The following is a 21,829-nucleotide window of genomic DNA, read 5'->3' as shown; positions in this document are numbered from 1 at the left end:
CGGGGCGCCGAATTCGCCGCGCGATAGCCGCGGATGGCATCGGCGATCCCGTCCTGCGTGTTCATCATCCACTGCACGCCGCCGCGCCACTATGGCCCGTGGGAACTCGTCACTAGCCTGCTGACCGCGGCGCTGATCGAACGCGGCGTGGACGTCACGCTGTTGCCACGCTCGACAGCATGACGAGCACCCGGCTCGACGGCATCGTTCCCGCGCCGTACAACGCCGTATAATTTTCTTGGAAAAACTGGAGCGGGCGAAGGGATTCGAACCCTCGACCCCAACCTTGGCAAGGTTGTGCTCTACCCCTGAGCTACGCCCGCTCTGGCGAAAGACATGCGCAACGGAGTTGTGCGCTGTCGAGGCGGCGCCCTCTAGCACCCGGTTTGCGGCAGTACAAGCCCCTTATCGCCGCTCTGTGAAAGGGGTTGGACTCTGTGAAGGCAAGTCCCACATTGCCTGCCTGATCGACCTGAGGGTTACGTAAAGTGAGGAGACGACATTGGCCACGCTGGGCATGACCGCCGCCGACAAGGAATCCGTCGAGGCATTCCGACGCGACGTCGTCGAACCATCGCGCACCAAACTCGTGATCCTCGACTTCTGGGCGGAATGGTGCGGCCCGTGCAAGCAGCTCGGACCCATCCTGGAAAAGGTCGCCGCCGACTATGCCGACAAGGGCGTGGTCCTGGCGAAGATCGACGTCGACAAGGACAAGTTCATCGCGTCGCAATTCCAGGTGCAGTCGATCCCCACCGTCTATGCCATGTTCCAGGGGCAACTCGTCGCCGATCTCGGCCAGGCGCGAACCGAATCGCAATTGAAGACGCTGCTGGATCAGGTCCTACAGCAATTGCCCGTCGAGGCGGGCGACGGAAACGATCAGGCGCCGGACGTCGCGCCGATGCTGGCGATGGGCGAGGAAGTCCTGGACGGCGGCGATGCCGAGCGGGCGCTGTCGATCTTCGCACAGATCGTCGAGATCGCCCCCGATCAGGCAGCCGCCCATGCCGGCGTGATCCGCGCCCTCGTGGCGGCGGGGCGTCCCGACGAGGCGCAGGCCGCGCTCGACGCCCTGCCCCAGGACATTGCGGATACGCCGGAGGCGGAGCGCGCCCGCTCCGCCCTGGCTCTGGCCAGGGACGCCGGTCCTGTCGAGGATATTTCCGGGCTGGAACGCGCGGTGGAGGCGACCCCCGACGACCATGAAGCACGCTACCGCCTCGCCAATGCGCAGATGGCGAACGGTGCGCGCGAGGCGGCGGCCGACAACCTGCTGCACATCATCGCCGCCGATCGCGACTGGAAGGAAGGCGCAGCGCGGCAACAGCTCCTGAAACTGTTCGAAGTGGTCGGGCTTGAGGATGCGTGGGTGGCGGCGCAGCGGCGTCGCCTTTCCCAAATCCTGTTCGGATGACGACGACGCGGATCTCGGTCTTTCCAGTGGGAGGTGCGCTGCTCTTCCCCCGAATGCATCTGCCGCTCCACATCTTCGAATCGCGCTACCGAGCGATGACGCGTGACGCACTTGCCCGCGACCGTCGCATCGGCATGGTCCAGCCGCGCGGGTCCGGCGACCGGCCGGAGCTGTTTCGGATGGGCTGTGTAGGCCAGATCATCGAGGTCGAGGCGCTGGACGACGGCCGCTTCGATATCGTCCTGGAAGGCGTATCCCGCTTCGTCATCGCGCGCGAACTTGACGTCACCACGCCGTTCCGGCAGGTCGAGGCGGAATTGATCGATACGCCCCGGGACGAGACGCTGGCGCTCGCCGAACGCTCGGCGCTTGAGATCGAGGCGCGGCGGTTTGCCGACGCGCAGGGCTATGCCGTCGACTGGGAAGCGGTGTCGCGCCTCGACGACGAAAGCCTCGTCAACGGCATCGCGCAGATCGCGCCGTTCGACATTGCCTCGAAACAGGCGCTGCTGGAAGTCGACACGCTAGAGCGCCGGTCCGAACTGATCATTCAGTTGATGCAGTTCTTCGGTCGGCACGGCGACGACGAAGCGGGGACGTTGCAGTGACGGACCGGCGCGAACCCGATCCCCGCTTGCTGGCAGTGCTCGTCTGCCCGGTCACGCGAACGCCGCTGCGCCATGACCGCGAAGCCGGGGAACTGATTTCGGAGCGCGCCGGCCTCGCCTATCCGATCCGGGACGGCATTCCGGTGATGCTGGTGGAAGAAGCGCGCAAGCTGTAGCGCCGCGTCGGAAGCGGTCGCGGCCGATCCTCAGGCCGTCATCCCCTGCAACAGCTTCGGCACGTCCCCGCTTTCGCCCCGCGCCTCTGCCATGAAGGCGGATTTCAGCGGCGCGAACCGGTCGACCAGGTTCAACCCCGTCCGGCGTATCTTGCTCGCCGAGCGACCGGGAATGCCGAACAGCCGGGTCAGCCCGTCGGTGGCGAGGGAGACCATGAAGGTGTCGAGACTGCGCCAGCGTTCGTAGCGCTTGAGAAGCTGCGCATCGCCGGGATCGAGGCCCAGCCGCTTGCCCTCCACCAGCACCTCGACCAGTGCGGCGACATCGCGGAAGCCGACATTGACCCCCTGTCCGGCGATCGGATGGATTCCGTGCGCGGCATCCCCCACCAGCGCCAGCCGCTCCGCAGTGATCCGTGCGGCGTGATGGAAGCCGAGCGGATAGCTGGAGCGCGGCCCGAGGCGCGACAATTCGCCCAGAAAGCCGCCGGTCCGCTTCATCGCCTCGGCAAGCACGCCGCGATCCGACAGTTTCAGCATGCCCGGCGCCTGATCGCGCGTGACGGTCCACACGATGGCCGACCGGTGCCCATGTTCGTCATCGTTGAGCGGCAGGATCGCGAACGGCCCCTCGGGATAGAAGATCTCGAAGGCGACATTGTCGTGCGGATATTCGTGGTGGAAGGAGGTGACGATCGCGGTGTGATCATATTGCCAGCGCGCCACGCGCAGCAGGGCGGCGTCGCGCGTCGGCGAATTCCGCCCCTCGGCGCCGACCAGCAACGATGCGCGCACGGTGGCGCCGTCGGACAGTTCCGCACGAACGCCGTGGGCGTCCCGTGTCAGCGAGACGGCGCGGGTCTTCATGCGCAGATCGACCCCCGGCGCGGCGGACGCGGTTTCGAAGATGGCGCGGCGCAGGATCCGGTTTTCGAACATGACGCCCAGCGCATCCTCGCCCTCGGCCAGGTCGAAATCGAGCTTGCCCGGTTTCAGCCCGTCGCTCACCCGGATGCTTCGGATCGGACAGCCGCGATCCCCCAGCCTTTCGCCGACGCCGATCGCGTCCAGCATCCGCTTCGGTGCGCTGGCAACGGCCGAGGCCCGGCCGTCATGGCCGGCGGCGAGGATATCCTCGGGATCGGCGGGATCGACGATGATGGCGCTCAGGCCGTGCGCGCCCAGTGCAGCGCCAAGCGCGCTGCCGACCAGTCCGCCGCCGAGGATGAGAAGGTCCGCCTGTTGCATGGCCACTGTCTAGCCTGTCGCCGCACGGCTGCCAATGGCGCCAGCTTGACGGAGGACTCGCAACCGGCGACAATTCGCACGGTTAACCGATTTCGTTCAAATCCGGGGGATGTGGCGTGGCGAGCAAGGCGCAGCCTGCGCTGTGGCGCGAGACGATGAAGGCCGGCGCGATGCGCAGCGGCGCGATGATCACCGCGGTCGTGCTGTTCGTGGTCACCCTGGGGGTGACGGTGGCGCTGGCGAGCTATCATCCCGGCGACCCGTCGCTGAACACGGCGGCGGCCGGCCCGGCGCAAAATTTGCTCGGCGGCGTCGGCGCGGTCGCGGCAGACCTGCTGCTCGCGATTCTCGGCATACCGGTCGCGCTGATCCTGCCGCTGGGGTTCATCATTTCCTATCGGCTGTGGCGTGATGTCGCGGTGGGCGACTGGCGACGCATGGTGCGCAACTGCCTGATCGGCATGGTGCTCATCGCGGCCGCGCTCGCGCTGGTTTCCGATGCCGCGGTGCTGCGCCTGCCCGGTGGTTGGGGCGGCATCGTCGGCCTGGGCATCGGCGGAATGATCCGCTGGGCGCTGTCTTTCATCGGCGACGCGGCGATCATCATGTGGAGCATCCGCACGCTTGCCGCCATCCTGGGCGTCGCGGGCGCGATCATCTGGGCCCGCAGCCTGACGTTGCAGTGGACCGTCGCCCGGCCGCGCCTTCGGCTGCCATCGCTTCGCCGTCAGCACGATGGCGACGGGGACGACTTCGACGGCAATTCCGTCGAAGCGCCGCCCTTCGACGAGCCGGCGCGCAAACCGGCGCCGCGCAAGGTCGCCGTGCCGGAAAGCCGCCCCGCGCCCGTCATCGCCGAGCGGCCCACGGCGCCGGCCGTGGCGACATCGAAGCCGGAGCAGACCTCGCTCGACCTGCGCGACAATTTTCAGCTTCCCTCAATAGACCTGCTGAAGCCGGGTGCCGCCGGTCAAGGCAGCAATGTCGACAAGGCGGCGCTGCAGCGCAACGCCCGCCTGCTCGAATCGGTGCTGGACGATTTCAACGTGAAGGGATCGATCGTCGAGGTTCGCCCCGGTCCGGTCGTGACGATGTACGAGTTCGAGCCGGCCAGCGGCATCAAGGCCAGCCGCGTGATCCAGTTGGCCGACGACATCGCGCGCAACATGTCGGCGATGTCGGCGCGCGTTGCGACGATTCCCGGGCGCAGCGTCATCGGCATCGAACTGCCCAATGCCAAGCGCGAAACCGTCAACCTGCGCGAACTGATCGCCAGCCAGAGCTTCGCCGACCGGTCGGCGCAACTGCCGCTGGTGCTGGGCAAGAACATCGCCGGCGATGCCGTGATCGCCGACCTCGCCCCCATGCCGCATCTGCTGGTCGCGGGTACAACGGGATCGGGCAAGTCGGTGGGGCTGAACGCAATGATCCTGTCGCTGCTCTATCGCATGACGCCCGACCAGTGCCGGATGATCATGATCGATCCCAAGATGCTGGAACTGTCGATCTACAAGGACATTCCGCATCTGCTCGCCGATGTCGTCACCGATCCGCCCAAGGCGGTGCGCGCGCTGAAATGGGCGGTCGAGCAGATGGAGGAGCGCTACCGGATGATGGCGTCGGTCAACGTCCGCTCACTCGCCAGTTTCAACGAGAAGGTCCGCAACGCCCGCGCCAAGGGGCAGAAACTGGGCCGGCGCGTGCAGACGGGCTACGATCCCGACAGCGGCAAGCCGGTCTATGAGGAAGAGACGCTCGACCTCTCCCCGCTGCCGCAGATCGTCATCGTCGTCGACGAGCTCGCCGACCTGATGATGACGGCGGGCAAGGAAGTCGAGTTCCTGATCCAGCGCCTGGCGCAGAAGGCGCGGGCGGCCGGGCTGCACCTGATCATGGCGACGCAGCGCCCCTCGGTCGACGTCATCACCGGCGTCATCAAGGCCAACCTGCCGACGCGCATCTCCTTCCACGTCACCTCCAAGATCGATTCGCGCACCATTCTGGGCGAGCAGGGTGCCGAGCAACTGCTGGGCAAGGGCGACATGCTCTACATGCCCGGCGGCAAGCAGCTCGCGCGCGTGCACGGTCCCTTCGTGTCGGACGACGAGGTGCAGGCGGTGGCCGATCACTGGCGCGGGCAGGGCCAGCCCGATTATATCGACGCTGTCACCGAGGAGCCGGAAGAGGGCTCGTTCGCCCTCGACGGCGCACCGGCCGACGACAATCCCGAGGACCGCCAGTTCCGCCAGGCCATCCAGCTCGTCGCCGAAAGCCAGAAGGCGTCGACCTCCTGGCTGCAGCGGCAGATGCGCATCGGATACAATTCGGCGGCGCGGCTGATCGAGCGGATGGAGGGCGAAGGACTGGTGTCGCGCCCCGACCATGTCGGCCGGCGCGACGTGCTGATGGACCAGGACGGGCGTCCGCTTTCATAAAGGCAACAAGCGGGTTCACGGCGCGTTCAACGCGCCGGCGCTATCCGTCCGCGCATCATGTGGAGAACGAGACAAGTGACCTGGAAGCCCCTTCTGGCGATGCCCGCAATGCTCGCGGTTCCCGCCATCGCCGCGCCCGCACCGGCAAGTGGTTCGCTGGCGGCGGTGCAACAGCATCTGAGCGCCGTCGACACGATGACGGCGGATTTCACCCAGACCGACCGGAACGGCAAGGTGCTGACCGGCGAGATGACGCTGGAAAAGCCCGGCAAGATTCGCTTCCAGTATGAAAAGGGTGTGCCCCTGCTGCTCGTCAGCAACGGTAAGACGCTATACTTCATCGACTATTCGGTGCGCGATGTGCAGCCCTATCCGATTAAGGATTCGCCGCTGTCGATCCTGCTCGATCCCTCGCGGGACGCATCGAAATACGCCAAGATCGTACCGTCGGGCGATCCGCGTGTCGTCAGCGTCGAGGCCTATGATCCGAACAACCCGCAATATGGCCGGATTACGTTGATCTTCGCCAAGAAGCCTTCGGCACCGGGCGGGCTGATGCTGCAAGGCTGGGTCGCGCTCGATTCGCAGAACAACCGCACGACCATCCGACTGAGCGATCAGAAGTTCAACGTGCCGGTGTCGGACAACATGTTCCGTTTCAACGATCCGCGGCGCAGCGGTCGGCCGAACTGAGCGCGTCATTCATGTTGGTGACAGGTTCGCCCGCGTAGAAGAGACGGTGCGGAGACGGGGTGCTTCCGAGATTTTCCCCCTGTTGCTCGGCTCACCGTCTCCTGCCTGCGTGACGAACGCTGGTCGGCCCTCGTTCCATGCCCCCGGAGCGAGGGCCTTTCCATGTCTGGCGAAAACGGAGCATGGCGGCTACATCGACGCGCAATGACCGACCGCATCACCATCGCTTCGTGGAACATCAATTCCGTCCGCTTTCGCATCGGCATCGTCGAGCGCTTCCTGACCGAGGCGCAGCCCGACATATTGTGCCTGCAGGAAACCAAGGTCATCGACGGCGATTTTCCGCTGAAGGCGTTCGAACGGATGGGCTATCGCCACATCGTCCTGCACGGTCAGCGCATGCATCACGGCGTCGCCATCATCAGCAAGCTTCCCCTGGTGGAGGACGACCGGCTGGACTGGCAGGCCAATGGCGAGGCGCGCCATGTCGGCGTGCGCCTGGCCAACGGCCTGCGGCTGGAAAACGTCTATGTGCCGGCCGGCGGCGACATTCCCGACCGCGCGGAAAATCCCAAGTTCGGTCAGAAGCTGGATTTCCTGGAACGCATGACGCAGTGGTCGCACGGGCTGAACGGCACGCCGACGCTGCTGGTCGGCGATTTCAACGTCGCGCCGCTGGAAAGCGATGTCTGGAGCCATAAGCAGCTTTTGAAGGTCGTCAGCCACACGCCGGTGGAAGTCGAGGCACTCGGGCGATTGCAGGCGGCCAATGGCTGGGTCGACCTCGGCCGCGCCTTCGTGCCCGCGCCGGAGCGGCTCTATACCTGGTGGAGCTATCGGTCGAAGGACTGGACCAAGAACGATCGCGGCCGCCGGCTCGATCATATGTGGGCGAGCCGCGACGTGGCGGCCGCCGCGACCGATCACAAGGTTTTCGAGGCCTGCCGAAGTTGGCTGAAACCGTCGGATCACATCCCGATCATGACGGAGTTCGCGCTTTGAGCGACGGCCGTGCCGCCACGCGCGCGATCGACGCGATGCGGCACGGCTGGCCGGTCACGATTCGCGACGGCCATGCGACGCTGACAATATTGCCGATCGAAACATCGGATCGCACACGGCTGGAGCAGTTCGATCCGGGCGGCGACGCGCTCGTTCTGATTTCCGCCGGTCGCGCGGCGACGCTGAAGCTCACCAACCAGCGCGAGGCGGCGACGCCCGATGCGCCGGTGGCGATCGCCCGGTCGGCCTGGCTCGGCTTCGACGAAGCGATGATGCTGGCCGACCCGCAGTTCGACCTGCGCAACCCGTTGAAGGGGCCGTTCCGCGCAGTCGCCTGCCCTCACCCCCAGCTTGCCGCGACGGCGCTGCGGCTGGCGCGGGTGGCGGGGCTGCTGCCGGCGTTCTTCATGCACGAAGAGGCAGCCGATACCGTGGTCGACAAGGCCGCCGCGGACGACATCGACCTGCCCGAGCGGCTGGTGATCGCGGCCCGGGCACGGCTGCCCGTCGAGCGGGTCGAGCAGGCGGAGATCGTCGCCTTCCGCGCGCCGGAATCGGGCGACGAGCATGTCGCGCTGCTGATCGGCGCGCCCGATGGCACGGCGCCGCTGGTGCGGCTGCACAGCGAATGCCTGACGGGCGATGTGTTCGGATCGCTGAAATGCGATTGCGGCCCCCAATTGCACGCAGCGATCGACGAGATCGCAGCGGCAGGCTGGGGCATCATCGTCTATCTGCGGCAGGAGGGCCGCGGAATCGGCTTGATCAACAAGATGCGGGCCTATGCCCTGCAGGATCAGGGGTTCGACACGGTGGACGCCAATACCCGCCTGGGCTTCGCCGTCGACGCCCGGGACTTTCGCATCGCCGCGCGGATGTTGACGCTGCTGGGCCAGCAGCGCATCCGCTTGCTCACCAACAATCCGCACAAGGTCGATGCGCTGGCCGCCGCCGGCATCAACGTGGCGGAACGCGTGCCGCACCGCCTGCCGCCAAACCCCCATAACGCCCGCTATCTGGCGACGAAGCGGGATCGCACCGGACATCAGCTATAGCATCGCTGCGCACGCGAAAACGCGCTGCGGCGTACGTCGCTTACAGACCCACCAGCCGGGCGACCGTTTCGAAGTCCTGTGCGACATGGTGCACGCCGAGCGCGCGCAACCGGTCGCCGTGATCGGCAGCGCAGTGCGTGCCGGCACACAGGCCGATCACCTCCGCGCCCGACGCGACGGCACCGGTCACCCCCACCGGCGAGTCCTCGATGATGACGGCGCGCTCGATCGGCACGCCGAGCTTGTCCGCGGCGAAGCGATAGAGATCGGGTGACGGCTTGCCGTTCGCGACATGCTCCTGCCCGCTGTAGAGATGGTCGCCGAAGGCATCGCGCAGGCTCAGATGATCGAGATGGGTCGCGATCCAGCGCGTGTTGCTGGACGACACGATGGCGCGCGGAAGATCCTCGGGAAGGGCGCGGACGAAAGCGATGGCGCCGGCCACGGGATCGAGCCCTTCGCGCAGCACGCGGCGGTTCTCGGCCTGGCGTTCGGCATGGAAGTCGTCGGGCAGCGGCCGGTCGATCCATCCTTCCAGCGCCGCGATGAAGCGGTCGCCGCTCAGTCCCATGAAATTGGCCATGGAATCGGCTGGCGTGGTCGGGTGCCCCAGTGCGGTCAGATACTCCGCGATGTGCCGGTTGCCAGCATATTCGCTTTCCAGCAGCACGCCGTCGAAATCGAACAGAATGGCATCGTAGTTCATGTCCGCGCCCCGAACAGGGCCGTGCCGACCCGGACATGGGTCGCGCCCAGCGTCACCGCCGTTTCATAGTCGCCCGACATGCCCATGCTGAGCCCGCCGAGGCCGTGATCGCGCGCGAGCTTCGCCAACAGCGCGAAATAGGGTGCGGGCTCGACATCGAGCGGCGGCACGCACATCAATCCGATGACGGGCAGATCGACGGACCGGGCCTGTTCGAGCAGGTCGGACAGCTCGCCGATCGGGCAACCGCCCTTTTGCGCTTCCGCGCCGATATTGACCTGGACGAAACAGGACGGACGCCGCCCCGCCACGTCCATCGCCTTCGCCAGCGCCTTCACCAGCGACGGCCGGTCGAGCGAATGGATCACGTCGAAAAGGGCGACCGCGTCATCCGCCTTGTTCGACTGGAGCCGGCCGACGAGGTGCAGGCGAATATCGGGCGTCTCCTCGCGCAGTTGCGGCCACTTCGCAGCGGCTTCCTGAACCCGGTTCTCGCCGAAAACGCGCTGGCCGGCGCGCAGAACGGGTCGAATCGTGTCGGCATCGTGCATTTTCGACACCGCGACCAGTTCGACGGCATCGGGCCGGCGATCGGCCCGGCGTGCCGCGCGGGCGATCGCGTCACGCGCGGCGGCGAGGCGTTGTTCGGAATCGTCGGATCGCATGGGCTACGCTATAGGAATGCCGATGCCGCGCCGCCAGACCCGCCGTCCGATTCCCCGCCATTGGTTGATGACCGACGAGCGCCTGGGCGACGCCTTGTGGCAGGCGCTCGAACGCCTGCCACCGGGATCAGGGGTGATCGTGCGCCACTACGGCCTGCCCCTCGACGAACGCCGGGCATTGTTCGGCCGCATCGCCCGGGTGGCGCGGCGGCGGCATCTGGTGCTGTTGCGCGCCGGTCCCGACCGGCTCGGCCGCTTCGAGGACGGCGTGCACAATGCCCGCGGCAAGCGCCCGGGACTGTTGACGCGGGCCGTGCATGACCGGCGCGAAGCCATCCGCGCCGCGCGCGACGGCGTCGACGCGATGTTCGTGTCGCCCGTCTTCGCCACCCGCAGTCACCCGCACGCACGCACGCTGGGCCGATTCGGCCTGGCACGCGTTCGGCGCGGCCTCGGCACCCCCGTGATCGCATTGGGCGGTATGCGCCCGGAAACGGTGCGCAGGCTGGCCGGTTTCGACATTGCGGGATGGGCGGCGATCGACTGGTGGGCCGGTCAGAAGCGGAAGGCGGTTCCGATATAGACGGCCTGGCTGTCGCGGCGATTGTCGTCGGCAAGACGCGGCAGGCGATTCTGCTCCGACTTGTAGCGGACACCGGCGGTCAGATCGAGATTGTGGGCGATCTTGTAAGACCCACCGACATCGATCGAATAGCTCTGATTTTCCGCGATCATGGCCGGGCTGTGCTCCAGCGGCCGGGTCGCCTTCGCCTTCACGCTGCCGCCGACCTTTTCGCCGGTATAGCTGAGACCCACCTCTGCCGATTCGCGGCTGCCCGGCTCTCCGGCGAGGTCGAGCCGCGACACATCGCCAGAGACGGCAAGACGCTTCCAACCGACGGAGACGCCCAGATTATAGGCGATGGGCGCCAGCGTAAGACCCGGCGCGGTGGCCGCGGCGGTCTCCGTCGCCGCCGTCTTGCCCCGCTGCGTGCGGGCCTGAACCGCGAGCGTCACCGAGCGGCTCTTGCTCTTGCTCGATTCGGACGGCGTGAAACGGAAGTCGCTGGTGTCGATCCCGCTCTTGGCGAGTACCGCCGCAAGCTTCGGATCGGCCGATGCGGGCGTGAACGAACCCAGGCGCGGTTCGGACACGGATGCGGCGAGCGCGCCGGACGAGCCCTGCGCGTGGATCGCAGGCGCGACGGCAATCCCGGCGACGACGAACGCCCCGATCCCGATTCCTGCGATTACGCGAGCTTGCGGCATGCTTTCCTCTACCGTGAAGGAATTCCATTAGCACGATTCGGTTGCACCCGGCCACCGGCCGGAGTCGTTTCGTCGGCGACTGTTGCACCTTGTCCACAGGGACGACACGCTTGCGGCGACCCCATGACCTTCTATAGGTGGCCTACCCTCTGTTTAGTGCAAGGAAATGCCGATGAACCGCCTGTTGGCCCCCGTACTTCTGGGCTCGCTAGCCATCTCGCTTACCGCATGCGGGGGAGGCGAGCGCCCGCAGGCCGATATCGCGGCCGCCAAAATCGCCACGATCGGCGTCAACAGCTATCTATGGCGGGCCTCGCTCGACACGCTGAGCTTCATGCCATTGCTGCAGGCCGATTCCAATGGCGGCGTCATCGTCACCGACTGGTATGCGAATCCCGGCAACCCGGACGAACGGATGAAGCTGACGGTCTCGATCCTGGATCAGGATCTGCGCGCCGATGCACTGCGCGTAGCGGCGCTGCGCGAGACGCGGCAGAACGGCCAATGGGTGCAGGCGCCCGTCCAGGCGGCGACGGTCCAGAAGCTGGAAGACATCATCCTGTCCCGCGCCCGCGACATGCGCCGCTCGGCCGTCATCGAAGAATAGAGCGAAAGGGACTTCATGGCGTCGCGTTTCAACGCGCTGAAGGCAGACGCGGCATGGCAGGCGGTCTGGGAAGAACGCCGCACCTTCGCCGCGAAGGATGATAGCCCGCGGCCGAAAAGCTATGTGCTGGAGATGTTTCCCTATCCGTCGGGGAAGATCCACATGGGCCATGTCCGCAACTATACGATGGGCGACGTGCTCGCCCGCTTCCGCCGGATGAAGGGCATGGAAGTGCTCCATCCGATGGGCTGGGACGCGTTCGGCATGCCCGCGGAAAATGCGGCGATGGAAAAAGGCGTCCATCCCGGCGCCTGGACCTATCAGAATATCGGGGCGATGCGCGCGCAGTTGAAGCGCATCGGCTTCGGGCTCGACTGGAGCCGGGAATTCGCCACCTGCGACCCCGAATATTACGGCCACGAACAGGCGCTGTTCCTCGACATGGTCGAGGCGGGTCTGGTCTATCGCAAGGAATCGGCGGTCAATTGGGACCCGGTCGACATGACCGTGCTCGCCAATGAACAGGTGATCGACGGCAAGGGCTGGCGATCGGGCGCGACGGTGGAGCGGCGCAAGCTGAGCCAGTGGTTCCTCAAAATCACCGACTTCGCCGACGAGCTGCTGGAGGGTCTCGCGGGGCTCGAGCACTGGCCCGACAAGGTCAAGCTGATGCAGGAGAACTGGATCGGCAAGTCGCAAGGACTGCGCTTCCGGTTTCAGCTTTCTTCTCCCCTCCTCGCTGCGGGAGGGCATGATGCCAGCGAGACAAACCCTCCCCTGGCCCCTCCCGCAAGCGGGAGGGGGACAGAGGCGGTCGAGGTCTTCACCACCCGGCCCGACACGATCTTCGGCGCGAGTTTCGTCGCGGTGGCGGCGGATCATCCGCTGGCGCTGAAACTGGCCGAAGGCAATGAAGAGGTTGCGGCCTTCGCCGAGAAATGCCGCGCCGGCGGGACCAGCGCGGCCGAGATCGAAACGCAGGAAAAGCTGGGCTACGACACCGGGCTGACCGCGACGCATCCCCTCGATCCCGACTGGAAGCTTCCCGTCTATATCGCCAATTTCGTGCTGATGGAGTACGGCGTCGGCGCGGTATTCGGCGTGCCGGCGCACGACCAGCGCGACCTGGATTTCGCGCGCAAATACGGCCTGCAAGTGCGGCGCGTGGTCAGCGACGGTGCGGAGGAATCGGTCGAATTTCACGGCGACGAGGCCTATACCGGCCCCGGCACACTGGTGAATTCGCAATTTCTGGACGGCATGGACATCGCCGATGCCAAGCGCGCGGTGATCGCGCGGGCCGAGGCCGACGGCTGGGGTGCGGGCACGACCGTCTGGCGGCTGCGCGACTGGGGCGTTTCGCGTCAGCGTTACTGGGGTACGCCCATTCCGATCATCCATTGCGGGACATGCGGGCCGGTGCCGGTGCCGCGCGATCAGCTTCCCGTCGAGTTGCCTGAAGATGTCAGCTTTGACGTACCGGGCAATCCGCTCGACCGTCATCCAAGCTGGAAGCACGTCGATTGTCCGACGTGCGGCGCGGCGGCGCAGCGGGAAACCGATACGCTCGACACCTTTGTCGATTCATCCTGGTATTTCATCCGCTTCGCCAGCCAACCGGTCGATCGGCCATTCGACAAGGAAATTGCAGAACAGTGGCTCCCGGTGAAACAATATATCGGTGGCGTGGAACACGCGATCCTGCACCTGCTCTATGCGCGGTTCTGGACGCGCGCGCTCAGGCGCATGGGCAAGCTCGACATCGCCGAACCGTTCGCCGGACTGTTCACGCAGGGCATGGTCACGCACGAGACCTATCGAGCATCCGCGGATACTGGTAATGGCGCGGCCGACGCGAAATCGTTCTATTGGGTTGGTCCCGACGATCTCGAAAGGGTTGATGGCGAACTTCGTCAAAAATCGACGGGCAGGCCGATCACCGTCGGTCGCGTCGAGAAGATGTCGAAATCGAAGAAGAATACCGTCGATCCCGGTCCGATCGTCGAGCAATATGGCGCGGATGCGGTGCGGTGGTTCATGCTGTCGGACTCGCCGCCCGAGCGCGACCTGGAATGGTCGGAAAGCGGTATCGAGGGCGCGTGGCGCTTCGTCCAACGGCTGTGGCGGCTGTTCGACGGGCTGGAAGCGGCCGAAGGCGAAGACAAGGCGCTCGACCGCAAGCTGCATCGGACGATCGCCGGCGTCGCCGAGGACATCGAGGAACTGTCGTTCAACAAGGCGGTCGCCAAACTCTACGAGCTGGTGGGCGCGATCGAGAAGGCCAAGCCGTCCGCATCGCGCGTGGGTGCGATCCGTACGCTGGTGCGCATCGTGGCGCCGATGGCGCCGCATATCGCCGAGGAAGCATGGGCGGCGATGGGAGGTGACGGGCTCGTCGCCGACGCCGCCTGGCCCGAGGTCGATGCCGCCCTATTGGTCGACGACGAGGTGACGATCGCGATCCAGATCAACGGCAAGCTGCGCGATACGCTGATCATGCCCAAGGGCGCAGCCAGGGCCGATGTCGAATCCGCCGCGCTCGCATCCGACAAGGTGCTGCGCAGCCTGGACGGGAAACCGCCCCGCAAGGTGATCGTGGTGCCCGACCGGCTGGTGAATCTGGTGGCATGAAGAAGCTATCCCTTCCCGCCCTCGCGTTATTGCTGCCGCTGAGCGGTTGTGGCGGGCTGCATCCGCTTTATGGCGGAGGCGGCGACGGGACGGTGGCGAGAACCCTGGCCGCGGTTCAGGTCGACCCCGTTGCCGGCAAGAATGGCTGGCTCGTGACCAATGCGCTGCGCGATCGGCTGAACACGCAGGACGGCATCGCGCCGCGCTATCGCTTGGCCGTGGCCCTGGACGACGACATCATCGGGCTGGGCGTCCGCCGTGACGACGCCATCACGCGCGAACGCCGCACGCTGCGGGCGCGATATCAATTGATCGACCTCTCCACGGGGGCGGTGGTGCTGGACGATACCGCCGGATCGGATGCGGGGATCGACGTCGTGGGATCCGAATATGCCACGATCGCTGCGGAAGAGAGCGCGCTCGAGCGGCTCGCCAACATCGTCGCGAACCAGATCGTCGGTCGGATCGCGCGCTATGGCACCACCGAAAGCGGGGACGGGTCGTGAAGGTGCAGCCGGGCCAGATCGGTGCCCGGCTCGATCGTCCGTCCGCCGACATCCGGCTTTACCTGTTCCACGGCCCGGACGAGGCCGGAGCCACGGCACTCGCCGATCGGCTGGCCGATCACCTAGGCGATGACGTCGAGCGGGTGGACATGGATCCCGCCAGCCTGCGCGGATCGCCCGGCCGGCTGATCGACGAGGCGGCGTCCCTGTCGTTATTCGGCGGCAGCCGGTATATTCGCGTGACCGGCGCCGGCGAGGAGATCGGAGAGGCCGCGCAACGCCTCCTCGATGCGCCACAGGCCGGCAACCCGGTGGTCGTCATTGCGCCGGGAGTCAAGACGTCGGGCAAGCTCGTAAAGCTGGCGATAGCGTCGCCGATCGCCATCAGCACCGGCTGCTACGTGCCGGAAGGAGCCGCAGCGGCCCGTCTCGCCGCGACGATGGCGGCCGATCAGGGCGTACGCCTCACGACCGCTGCCGCTGCGACCCTGTGGGAGGCGACCGGCGGAGATCGCGCGGTCCTCGCAAAGGAAATCGACAAGCTTTGCCTGTACCTCGATGCGACTCCGGACAAGCCCCGCGAAGCTGACGGGGCGGTGCTGGAGGCCATCGGCGCGAGTCTCGATTCGGCCGAATTATACGGTGCGATCGACGCGATCGTGGCTGGCGACGCCGCCAGGGCCGGCGAGGAAATGCAGGCGCTCGAAGATGCCGGCGTTTCGGTCATCGCACTGCTGCGGCAACTGGCGCGCAAAATGCTGACGCTCGCCAAACTGCGCGCGGAGGTGGATGCCGGCGCCAGCATTGAGGACGCGATAGGCCGAAACCGGATTTTCTTTCGCGAACGCGCCCCGACCGCGCGCGCGCTTCGTTCATGGCGGTCCGATCAAATCGCCCATGCGCTACACCGTATTCGCGAAGCCGAGCGGGCGACACTCGCTCATTCAACGCTCGACACTATCTTCGCCGATCAGATGGTGCTGGCGATGGCGCGTGCCGCCGCCCGGTCGCGGCGGTAACGGCCGATCTTCGCTATCAGATGCGCTCACCGCTCAGCCGCTGACATACCATATCGAGCTGGTCCAGCGTCGAGTAACTGATCGCCAGCGTTCCGCCTGATTCCGCATGGGCGATGCTGACCTTGAGGCCCAGGACATCGCCCAATTGCTGCTCCAGAGCAGCGATGTCGGCGTTGGCGCCTGCGCCGGTCGTACCGGAGCCGCGCCCTTGCGAACCACCTTTTCCGCGCCCGCCGCCTGTGTTGCGGGCGAGACGTTCCGCCTGACGTACCGTCAGGCCCTTGTCCCGCACCTGTTCGGCGAGCGTAACCGGATCGGGTGCGGAGATGAGCGCCCGCGCATGGCCCATCTGTATATCGCCGTCGATCACCATCCGCCGGACCGTTGCCGGCAGATCCAGAAGCCGCATCAGGTTGGCGATATGGCTGCGCGATTTGCCGATCAGCTTTGACAGCGCCTCCTGGGTATGGCCGAATTCTTCGATCAGCTTGCGGTACGCGTCCGCTTCTTCGATCGCGTTGAGATCCTGGCGCTGGATATTCTCGACGAGCGCAATTTCCAGAGTCTCGGCATCGCTCAGCTCCCGGACGATGACGGGGACGTCGTGAAGCCGGGCGCGCTGTGCTGCACGCCACCGCCGCTCGCCCGCGACGATCTGATAATCCTTACCGTGCGGTCGCACGATGATCGGCTGGATCAGGCCGCGATTGGCAATCGAATTGGCAAGCTCACCGATCGCATCATCGTCGAAATGGCGGCGGGGCTGATCGGGATGCGGCGTCAGGGCACTGACGGGTAGCATCCGGATTCCGGCCGGGGCACGCTCACCACCGATCGATTCTTCGCGCGCGATATCGCCCATCAGGGCACTGAGGCCACGTCCGAGGCCGGGTCGTGCCTTGCGGTTCGATGCCTGCTCGTCGGTCATGCAGCCTCCGCCGATTCGGGCATACGGCCGATCAGTTCCCTGGCCAGCGCGATATAGGCTTCCGAGCCGGGGCAGCGATGGTCGTAGATCAATGCCGGCACGCCGTGACTGGGGGCCTCCGACAACCGTACGTTGCGCGGAATAACGGTTTCAAACACCACTTTCCCGAGCACGGCCCGGACGTCGGCCGATACCTGATCAGTGAGCCGGTTCCGACGATCGAACATGGTCAGGACAACACCGATGATCGACAATCCAGGGTTGAACCGCGAGCGAATCCGCTCGACTGTATTGAGAAGCTGGCTCAGTCCTTCGAGCGCAAAGAATTCACATTGCAGCGGCACAAGCAGCGCATGCGATGCCACCATGGCGTTCATCGTCAGCAGGCCGAGCGACGGCGGGCAATCGATCAACACAACATCCCAATTGTCCGCATCGCGAGCCATTGCGCGATCGAGCCGGTGAGTCCGCGCATCGAATTCGACCAGCTCGATTTCGGCACCGGAGAGATCGACGGTTGCGGGTACGATGTCCAACCGGGGAATCTTGGTGGCCACCGCGGCGTCACGGACGGAAGTTTCCCGGACGAGCAGGTCGTAGGTCGATTTTCCCCGGTCGGACTGGTTGATGCCAAGTCCTGTTGAGGCGTTGCCCTGCGGGTCCAGATCAAGCAGCAGCACCCGCAATCCTATGGCCGCCAATGCCGTCCCGACGTTGATGGCCGTGGTGGTCTTGCCCACCCCACCCTTCTGATTGGCGATAGCGATACAGATCATCGGGGCCTGACCTTTCGAGCGACAATTATTCGCGACTGGGCATCCGTGATGCTTTGTTCCACGTGGAACGAACCTTGCCATGCTTGCCGCGCAGCATCCAGTTCCGATTTGGCGGAACGTCCTTTCGGAAGCAGCCATAGCGTATCGGCATCTGCAAGATGGGCCGCCTTCGTGAACAAGGCATCGAGCGAAGCCACCGCTCGAGCCGAAATCGCGGCCACTCTCGCAGGCGCCGGTGCCTTTTCGACGCTTGATTGTATGATGGTGACATTGGGCAGATCGAGTTTCTCGGCAAGCGTCGCCAGAAACTCGGCGCGCCGCCGCCGCGGTTCGATCAAAGTCACCTTGCGGCCGCTCAGGGCTGCGACCACCATTCCAGGAAACCCGGCGCCACTTCCGACATCGACCCAAATGCCCCGATCAGGAGCCAACGGCAATAGCTGCGCCGAATCGACGATATGCCGGCTCCACATCGAATCTACGGTTGAGCCGGCGATCAAGTTCTGAGACCTGTTCTCGATCGCCACCGCTTCGGCCAATCGCTCCAATACCGTTTCACGTGAAACACCGTAGCGATCGGAGATCCAGGATCTGGCCTCCTCCTCCGTCATGCGGCGCGGCGTCGCTTCGCGTGCAGCAAGATCGCGGAGAGCGCAGCAGGCGTGATTCCGCGAATCCGACCGGCCTCCCCCAACGTCTCCGGCCTGACCATGGTCAGCCGCTCGATCATTTCGGCGGAGAGTCCCGGAACGTCGTCATATCGCAATTCGGCAGGAAGGTTTACCCCATCATTAGCCCGCAGTTCGGCGAGTTCGCTTTCCTGACGCAAGAGATAAGGCGCATAGCGTGCGTCCTCCACGGCCTCTGCAATGATATCCCTTCGGTCGTCTGCACCGGCAGCGTTGTTGCTCAGATGCCGCCATTCCACCGACGGGAAGCGCAACCAGTCGAATGCCGCCATCGTTCCGGCGTCGAGCGGAACCTCGGCCCCCCGATCACGCAGCGCTTTTGCGCTGAACATCATTGAAAGTGTCCGATCGACCTCCGCCCGCGCGTCGGCCTTTGCGACCTGATGTGCCAAGCGTTCCGTACCAAGGCACCCAAGACGCCGGGCTTCCGGCCCGAGACGGGTCTCAGCGTTGTCAGCGCGCAGGCGAAGGCGATACTCGGCCCTTGCTGTGAGCATGCGATACGGTTCGGTAACCCCCTGCACCACCAGGTCGTCGACAAGGACGCCGGTATAGCTCATCGCCCGATCGGGCAGCATCGGTTCCAGGTCCAGCGCGGCTGCGGCGGCGTTCGCACCGGCGACCAAGCCCTGAGCCGCTGCCTCCTCATAGCCGGTCGTGCCGTTGATCTGTCCAGCGAAATACAGGCCGTCCAGTTCACGCACCCGCAGCGTCCGCGACAGCGCACGCGGGTCGATATAGTCATACTCGACCGCGTAACCGGGTAGAACGATTTCCGCGCGCTCCAATCCGGTAATCGTGCGCAGGAATGCGGCCTGGATATCGCGCGGCAGAGATGTGGAAATTCCGTTGGGATAGACCAGCGTCGTACCCAAGCCTTCGGGTTCGAGGAAAATCTGATGCCCATCGCGGTCGCCGAAGCGCTTGACCTTATCCTCGATCGAAGGACAGTAACGCGGGCCGACAGCGCCGATCGCGCCGCTGAACAAAGGCGAGCGGTGGGCCGCGCCAGAGATAATCTCGTGGGTTTCGCGATTGGTTCGGGCGACCGCGCAGAAAAGCTGCGGAACCTGGCGCTGCGCCGTCAGCGCCGACATGGTCCAGGGTTCGGCATCCGAAGATTGCACTTCGAGCCTCCCCCAGTCGATCGTGCGCCCGTCCAGCCGCGGCGGTGTGCCGGTCTTCAGCCGCGACATCGGCAAGCCGAGCCGGTACAGTTGCTCACCGAGCGCGGTGGCGCTGCGCTCGTCGATCCGGCCGCCGGCATAACGCTCCTCGCCTCGAAACAGGCGTCCACCCAGAAACGTACCGGTCGCGAGAATCGTGGCTGCGGCCCGAACCGTGGTCCCGTCGCCGAGACGAAGGCCGACGACCCGATCCGACCGCATGACCAGCTCGGCCGCTTCACCTTCAATGATTGTTACGCCGGGCTGCGAATTCAGCATATGCTGGACCGCCGCTGCATAGAGCCGCCGGTCGGCCTGGATCCGCGGTCCCCGGACGGCCGCACCCTTGCTGCGGTTGAGCATGCGGTAATGGATAGCGGCAGCATCGGCCGCGCGGGCCATCAGCCCGTCGAAAGCGTCGACCTCGCGTACGAGGTGGCCCTTGCCCAAACCACCAATCGCCGGATTGCAGGACATTGCGCCGATCTTCGTGGCATCGAACGTCACCATTGCCACCCGAGCGCCACGGCGTGCGGCTATGGCGGCCGCCTCGGCACCGGCGTGACCGCCGCCCACGACGATAACATCGAAATGCTGCATGACTGACGCGCTACCCGGTTTCCCGGTACCGGTCAAAATGTTCCACGTGGAACGCTCGCTGGCTACTTGCCAATGCAGAAACGGGAAAACAGGGAATCCAGCATTGCCTCGACGTCCGCCTTGCCGGTTACCCGGTCGATACTCCGCATCGCAAGGCGGAGCTGCTCGGCAAGGACAAGCGGGTCCTCGACGCCAGCGACCGCAGTCAGCGCCACCCTTGCCTCCTCCAGCAGCGACCGTTGCCGCCGATTGAGAACGAGCACGTCAAGCCGCGGAAGGAGGCTTGCCGCCGTCTTCTCTATGGCGCGCCACAATGCGTCGATGCCCTGTCCCGTCACTGCCGACACGGAGATGCGGTCGCTCGGCGCATCGCCCCTGCCCGCCTCGTCGGCACGCGAATGGATCTTGAGAATTTCCGCTGCGGCATCCGGCGGCGGCCCGTCTCCAAGCCAGACAATGATGTCCGCGCGTCCGATGGCATCCTTGCTGCGTTCTATCCCGATACGCTCGATCGGATCGTCGGTTGCGTCGACGAGCCCCGCCGTGTCGGTGAAGACGAACGCCTTGCCCGCGCGGCGCAAGGCGACATCGATACGGTCGCGCGTCGTCCCCGCAATCGGCGATACGATCGCAGCTTCCTGTTCGGACATCCGATTCAGCAGCGTCGACTTGCCGCTATTGGGCGGCCCGGCCAGGATCACCCGTACCCCCTCCTGGAGGCGTTCGACCGGCGGATTGTCGAGCCGACTCCCCATATCCGCAGCCAGGTCCGCAGTGCCGGACCGTACCGCGGCCAGTTCCCGCTCCTCCTCGACATCGTCTTCGTCGGCATGGTCGAGCACCGCTTCCACGCGTGCAGCCAGCGCGAGCAACGCTGCCTGCCAGGCTTCCGCAGCATGCCGCACCGTCCCACGCATCGTTCCCATGGCGGCGACGCGTGCGGCTTCTGTCTGCGCAGTCAAAAGGTCGCCAAGACCCTCGGCCTGGGTCAGATCCATGCGTCCTGCCATAAGGGCGCGGCGGGTAAACTCGCCCGGTTCGGCATGGCGCAAGCCGGCCTGGCGTGCGAGCGCACCCTGCACCGCATCGACAACGGCACGACCACCGTGAACGTGAAGCTCCACGAGATCTTCCCCCGTCGCGCTGTGCGGCGCCCGAAACCAAAGAAGTAACGCTTCGTCGAGCAGCATCTTGGTATCGGGATCGTACAAGCGGCGCAGAACCGCACGCCGCGGTTCCGGCAGCGACCCGGCAGGCGCCACAAAGCGCCTGGCTGCTTCGGCGGCATCGACGCCGCTGATGCGGATGACGCCAATCGCCGCCGGCGGTGCGCCGCTCGACAACGCGAAGATGGTATCCACGCTCAGTCGCCCGTTTTTCCCGTATCGAATATCTTGCGCCACATCTGCATCCCGGCCTCACCCATCGGCGCCCAGTTCCGCATCATCGACTCCAGCGCTTCGGGGGCGGCTCCCTTCTCCACCGATTCGAGCATCATCTGGATGTAGCGGTCATGCACCGGCGTGAAGTCAGGCAGCCCCATGGCCCGGCGCGCCTCCTCCGGCGTGCAATCGACATCGATATTGATCTTCATATTCGCTCCCATCGCCGCGATCCGGCTTTCTTCTATGCG

Annotated in this window: 22 protein-coding genes, 1 tRNA gene and 1 pseudogene; 13 read left to right on the top strand and 11 right to left on the bottom strand. The window is 65.6% G+C overall.

Annotation, left to right across the window (positions count from 1 at the left end; genetic code table 11):
* Positions 1-33: 33 nt before the first annotated feature.
* Positions 34-221: pseudogene (locus RPR59_RS01860) on the top strand (hypothetical protein); the annotation flags it as partial.
* A 27-nt stretch (positions 222-248) separates the two neighbouring features.
* Here RPR59_RS01860 and RPR59_RS01855 read toward each other — a convergent pair.
* Positions 249-323 (bottom strand) — tRNA-Gly (locus RPR59_RS01855).
* Between the two features lie 194 nt (positions 324-517).
* Here RPR59_RS01855 and RPR59_RS01850 point away from each other — a divergent pair.
* From RPR59_RS01850 to RPR59_RS01840, 3 genes are read left to right on the top strand one after another with little or no spacing between them, the layout of a single operon-like run.
* Positions 518-1,417, top strand: coding sequence for a tetratricopeptide repeat protein (locus RPR59_RS01850; protein WP_313918282.1), 900 nt, complete (start codon positions 518-520; stop codon positions 1,415-1,417).
* Complete coding sequence (locus tag RPR59_RS01845) at positions 1,414-2,025, top strand: LON peptidase substrate-binding domain-containing protein (RefSeq protein ID WP_313916078.1); 612 nt, start codon at positions 1,414-1,416, stop codon at positions 2,023-2,025. Before RPR59_RS01850 ends, RPR59_RS01845 begins: the two co-directional genes overlap by 4 nt.
* Entirely contained in the window at positions 2,022-2,201 is a 180-nt protein-coding gene (locus RPR59_RS01840; RefSeq protein ID WP_313916072.1) for a Trm112 family protein, read from the top strand. Before RPR59_RS01845 ends, RPR59_RS01840 begins: the two co-directional genes overlap by 4 nt.
* Positions 2,202-2,231: 30 nt before the next feature.
* Here the strand turns inward: RPR59_RS01840 and RPR59_RS01835 are convergent, their stop codons facing one another.
* Positions 2,232-3,449, bottom strand: a complete 1,218-nt coding sequence (locus RPR59_RS01835) for a UbiH/UbiF/VisC/COQ6 family ubiquinone biosynthesis hydroxylase (RefSeq protein WP_313916070.1) — start codon at positions 3,447-3,449, stop codon at positions 2,232-2,234.
* A gap of 116 nt (positions 3,450-3,565) precedes the next feature.
* Here RPR59_RS01835 and RPR59_RS01830 point away from each other — a divergent pair, with 116 nt between their 5' ends.
* From RPR59_RS01830 to ribA, 4 genes are all read left to right on the top strand, one after another.
* Entirely contained in the window at positions 3,566-5,884 is a 2,319-nt protein-coding gene (locus RPR59_RS01830) for an FtsK/SpoIIIE family DNA translocase (protein WP_313916068.1), read from the top strand.
* Between the two features lie 99 nt (positions 5,885-5,983).
* Positions 5,984-6,577, top strand: coding sequence for a LolA family protein (locus tag RPR59_RS01825; RefSeq protein WP_313918280.1), 594 nt, complete (start codon positions 5,984-5,986; stop codon positions 6,575-6,577).
* 204 nt (positions 6,578-6,781) lie between these two features.
* On the top strand, positions 6,782-7,579 hold the full coding sequence (locus RPR59_RS01820; protein ID WP_313916065.1) for an exodeoxyribonuclease III: 798 nt from the start codon (positions 6,782-6,784) through the stop codon (positions 7,577-7,579).
* On the top strand, positions 7,576-8,634 hold the full coding sequence (gene ribA, locus RPR59_RS01815) for a GTP cyclohydrolase II (protein WP_313916063.1): 1,059 nt from the start codon (positions 7,576-7,578) through the stop codon (positions 8,632-8,634). Before RPR59_RS01820 ends, ribA begins: the two co-directional genes overlap by 4 nt.
* 40 nt (positions 8,635-8,674) lie before the next feature.
* Here the strand turns inward: ribA and RPR59_RS01810 are convergent, their stop codons facing one another.
* Entirely contained in the window at positions 8,675-9,340 is a 666-nt protein-coding gene (locus RPR59_RS01810; RefSeq protein WP_313916061.1) for an HAD family hydrolase, read from the bottom strand.
* A complete protein-coding gene (locus RPR59_RS01805) occupies positions 9,337-10,005 on the bottom strand; it encodes a YggS family pyridoxal phosphate-dependent enzyme (RefSeq protein WP_313916059.1) in 669 nt (222 codons plus the stop codon). Before RPR59_RS01805 ends, RPR59_RS01810 begins: the two co-directional genes overlap by 4 nt.
* 67 nt (positions 10,006-10,072) lie before the next feature.
* Here RPR59_RS01805 and RPR59_RS01800 point away from each other — a divergent pair, with 67 nt between their 5' ends.
* Entirely contained in the window at positions 10,073-10,588 is a 516-nt protein-coding gene (locus RPR59_RS01800; protein ID WP_313916057.1) for a thiamine phosphate synthase, read from the top strand.
* Here the strand turns inward: RPR59_RS01800 and RPR59_RS01795 are convergent.
* A complete protein-coding gene (locus RPR59_RS01795) occupies positions 10,561-11,274 on the bottom strand; it encodes a hypothetical protein (RefSeq protein ID WP_313916055.1) in 714 nt (237 codons plus the stop codon). The two genes, RPR59_RS01800 and RPR59_RS01795, sit on opposite strands and share 28 nt — an antisense overlap.
* Before the next feature lie 172 nt (positions 11,275-11,446).
* On the opposite strand from RPR59_RS01795, the gene RPR59_RS01790 reads away from it, so the two are divergent.
* From RPR59_RS01790 to holA, 4 genes are read left to right on the top strand one after another with little or no spacing between them, the layout of a single operon-like run.
* Entirely contained in the window at positions 11,447-11,881 is a 435-nt protein-coding gene (locus RPR59_RS01790; protein ID WP_432280281.1) for a DUF3576 domain-containing protein, read from the top strand.
* Between the two features lie 15 nt (positions 11,882-11,896).
* On the top strand, positions 11,897-14,512 hold the full coding sequence (leuS, locus tag RPR59_RS01785; protein WP_313916051.1) for a leucine--tRNA ligase: 2,616 nt from the start codon (positions 11,897-11,899) through the stop codon (positions 14,510-14,512).
* On the top strand, positions 14,509-15,018 hold the full coding sequence (gene lptE, locus RPR59_RS01780) for an LPS assembly lipoprotein LptE (protein WP_313916049.1): 510 nt from the start codon (positions 14,509-14,511) through the stop codon (positions 15,016-15,018). Before leuS ends, lptE begins: the two co-directional genes overlap by 4 nt.
* Complete coding sequence (holA, locus tag RPR59_RS01775; protein ID WP_313916047.1) at positions 15,015-16,037, top strand: DNA polymerase III subunit delta; 1,023 nt, start codon at positions 15,015-15,017, stop codon at positions 16,035-16,037. Before lptE ends, holA begins: the two co-directional genes overlap by 4 nt.
* Before the next feature lie 16 nt (positions 16,038-16,053).
* On the opposite strand, the gene RPR59_RS01770 is transcribed toward holA, so the two are convergent.
* From RPR59_RS01770 to RPR59_RS01745, 6 genes are all read right to left on the bottom strand, one after another.
* Positions 16,054-16,965 carry a ParB/RepB/Spo0J family partition protein gene (locus RPR59_RS01770; protein WP_313916045.1) on the bottom strand — a complete coding sequence of 304 codons (912 nt, stop codon included), beginning with the start codon at positions 16,963-16,965 and terminating at the stop codon, positions 16,054-16,056.
* Positions 16,962-17,741 carry a ParA family protein gene (locus RPR59_RS01765; RefSeq protein WP_313916043.1) on the bottom strand — a complete coding sequence of 260 codons (780 nt, stop codon included), beginning with the start codon at positions 17,739-17,741 and terminating at the stop codon, positions 16,962-16,964. Before RPR59_RS01765 ends, RPR59_RS01770 begins: the two co-directional genes overlap by 4 nt.
* Entirely contained in the window at positions 17,738-18,352 is a 615-nt protein-coding gene (gene rsmG / locus RPR59_RS01760) for a 16S rRNA (guanine(527)-N(7))-methyltransferase RsmG (RefSeq protein WP_313916041.1), read from the bottom strand. The genes RPR59_RS01765 and rsmG overlap by 4 nt, the downstream gene beginning before the upstream one ends.
* Positions 18,349-20,196 (bottom strand): tRNA uridine-5-carboxymethylaminomethyl(34) synthesis enzyme MnmG, encoded by a 1,848-nt coding sequence (mnmG, locus tag RPR59_RS01755; protein WP_313916039.1) that lies wholly within the window; start codon positions 20,194-20,196, stop codon positions 18,349-18,351. Before mnmG ends, rsmG begins: the two co-directional genes overlap by 4 nt.
* A 62-nt stretch (positions 20,197-20,258) precedes the next feature.
* A complete protein-coding gene (gene mnmE, locus RPR59_RS01750) occupies positions 20,259-21,557 on the bottom strand; it encodes a tRNA uridine-5-carboxymethylaminomethyl(34) synthesis GTPase MnmE (protein ID WP_313916037.1) in 1,299 nt (432 codons plus the stop codon).
* 2 nt (positions 21,558-21,559) lie between these two features.
* On the bottom strand, positions 21,560-21,790 hold the full coding sequence (locus tag RPR59_RS01745; protein WP_313916035.1) for a DUF6489 family protein: 231 nt from the start codon (positions 21,788-21,790) through the stop codon (positions 21,560-21,562).
* Positions 21,791-21,829: the final 39 nt, after the last annotated feature.

The organism is Stakelama saccharophila (assembly GCF_032229225.1).
In the GTDB taxonomy this organism is placed as follows: domain Bacteria; phylum Pseudomonadota; class Alphaproteobacteria; order Sphingomonadales; family Sphingomonadaceae; genus Sphingomonas; species Sphingomonas saccharophila.
Note: the sequence above shows the minus strand (reverse complement) of the source record. Positions and strands in the feature narration are given on the sequence as shown.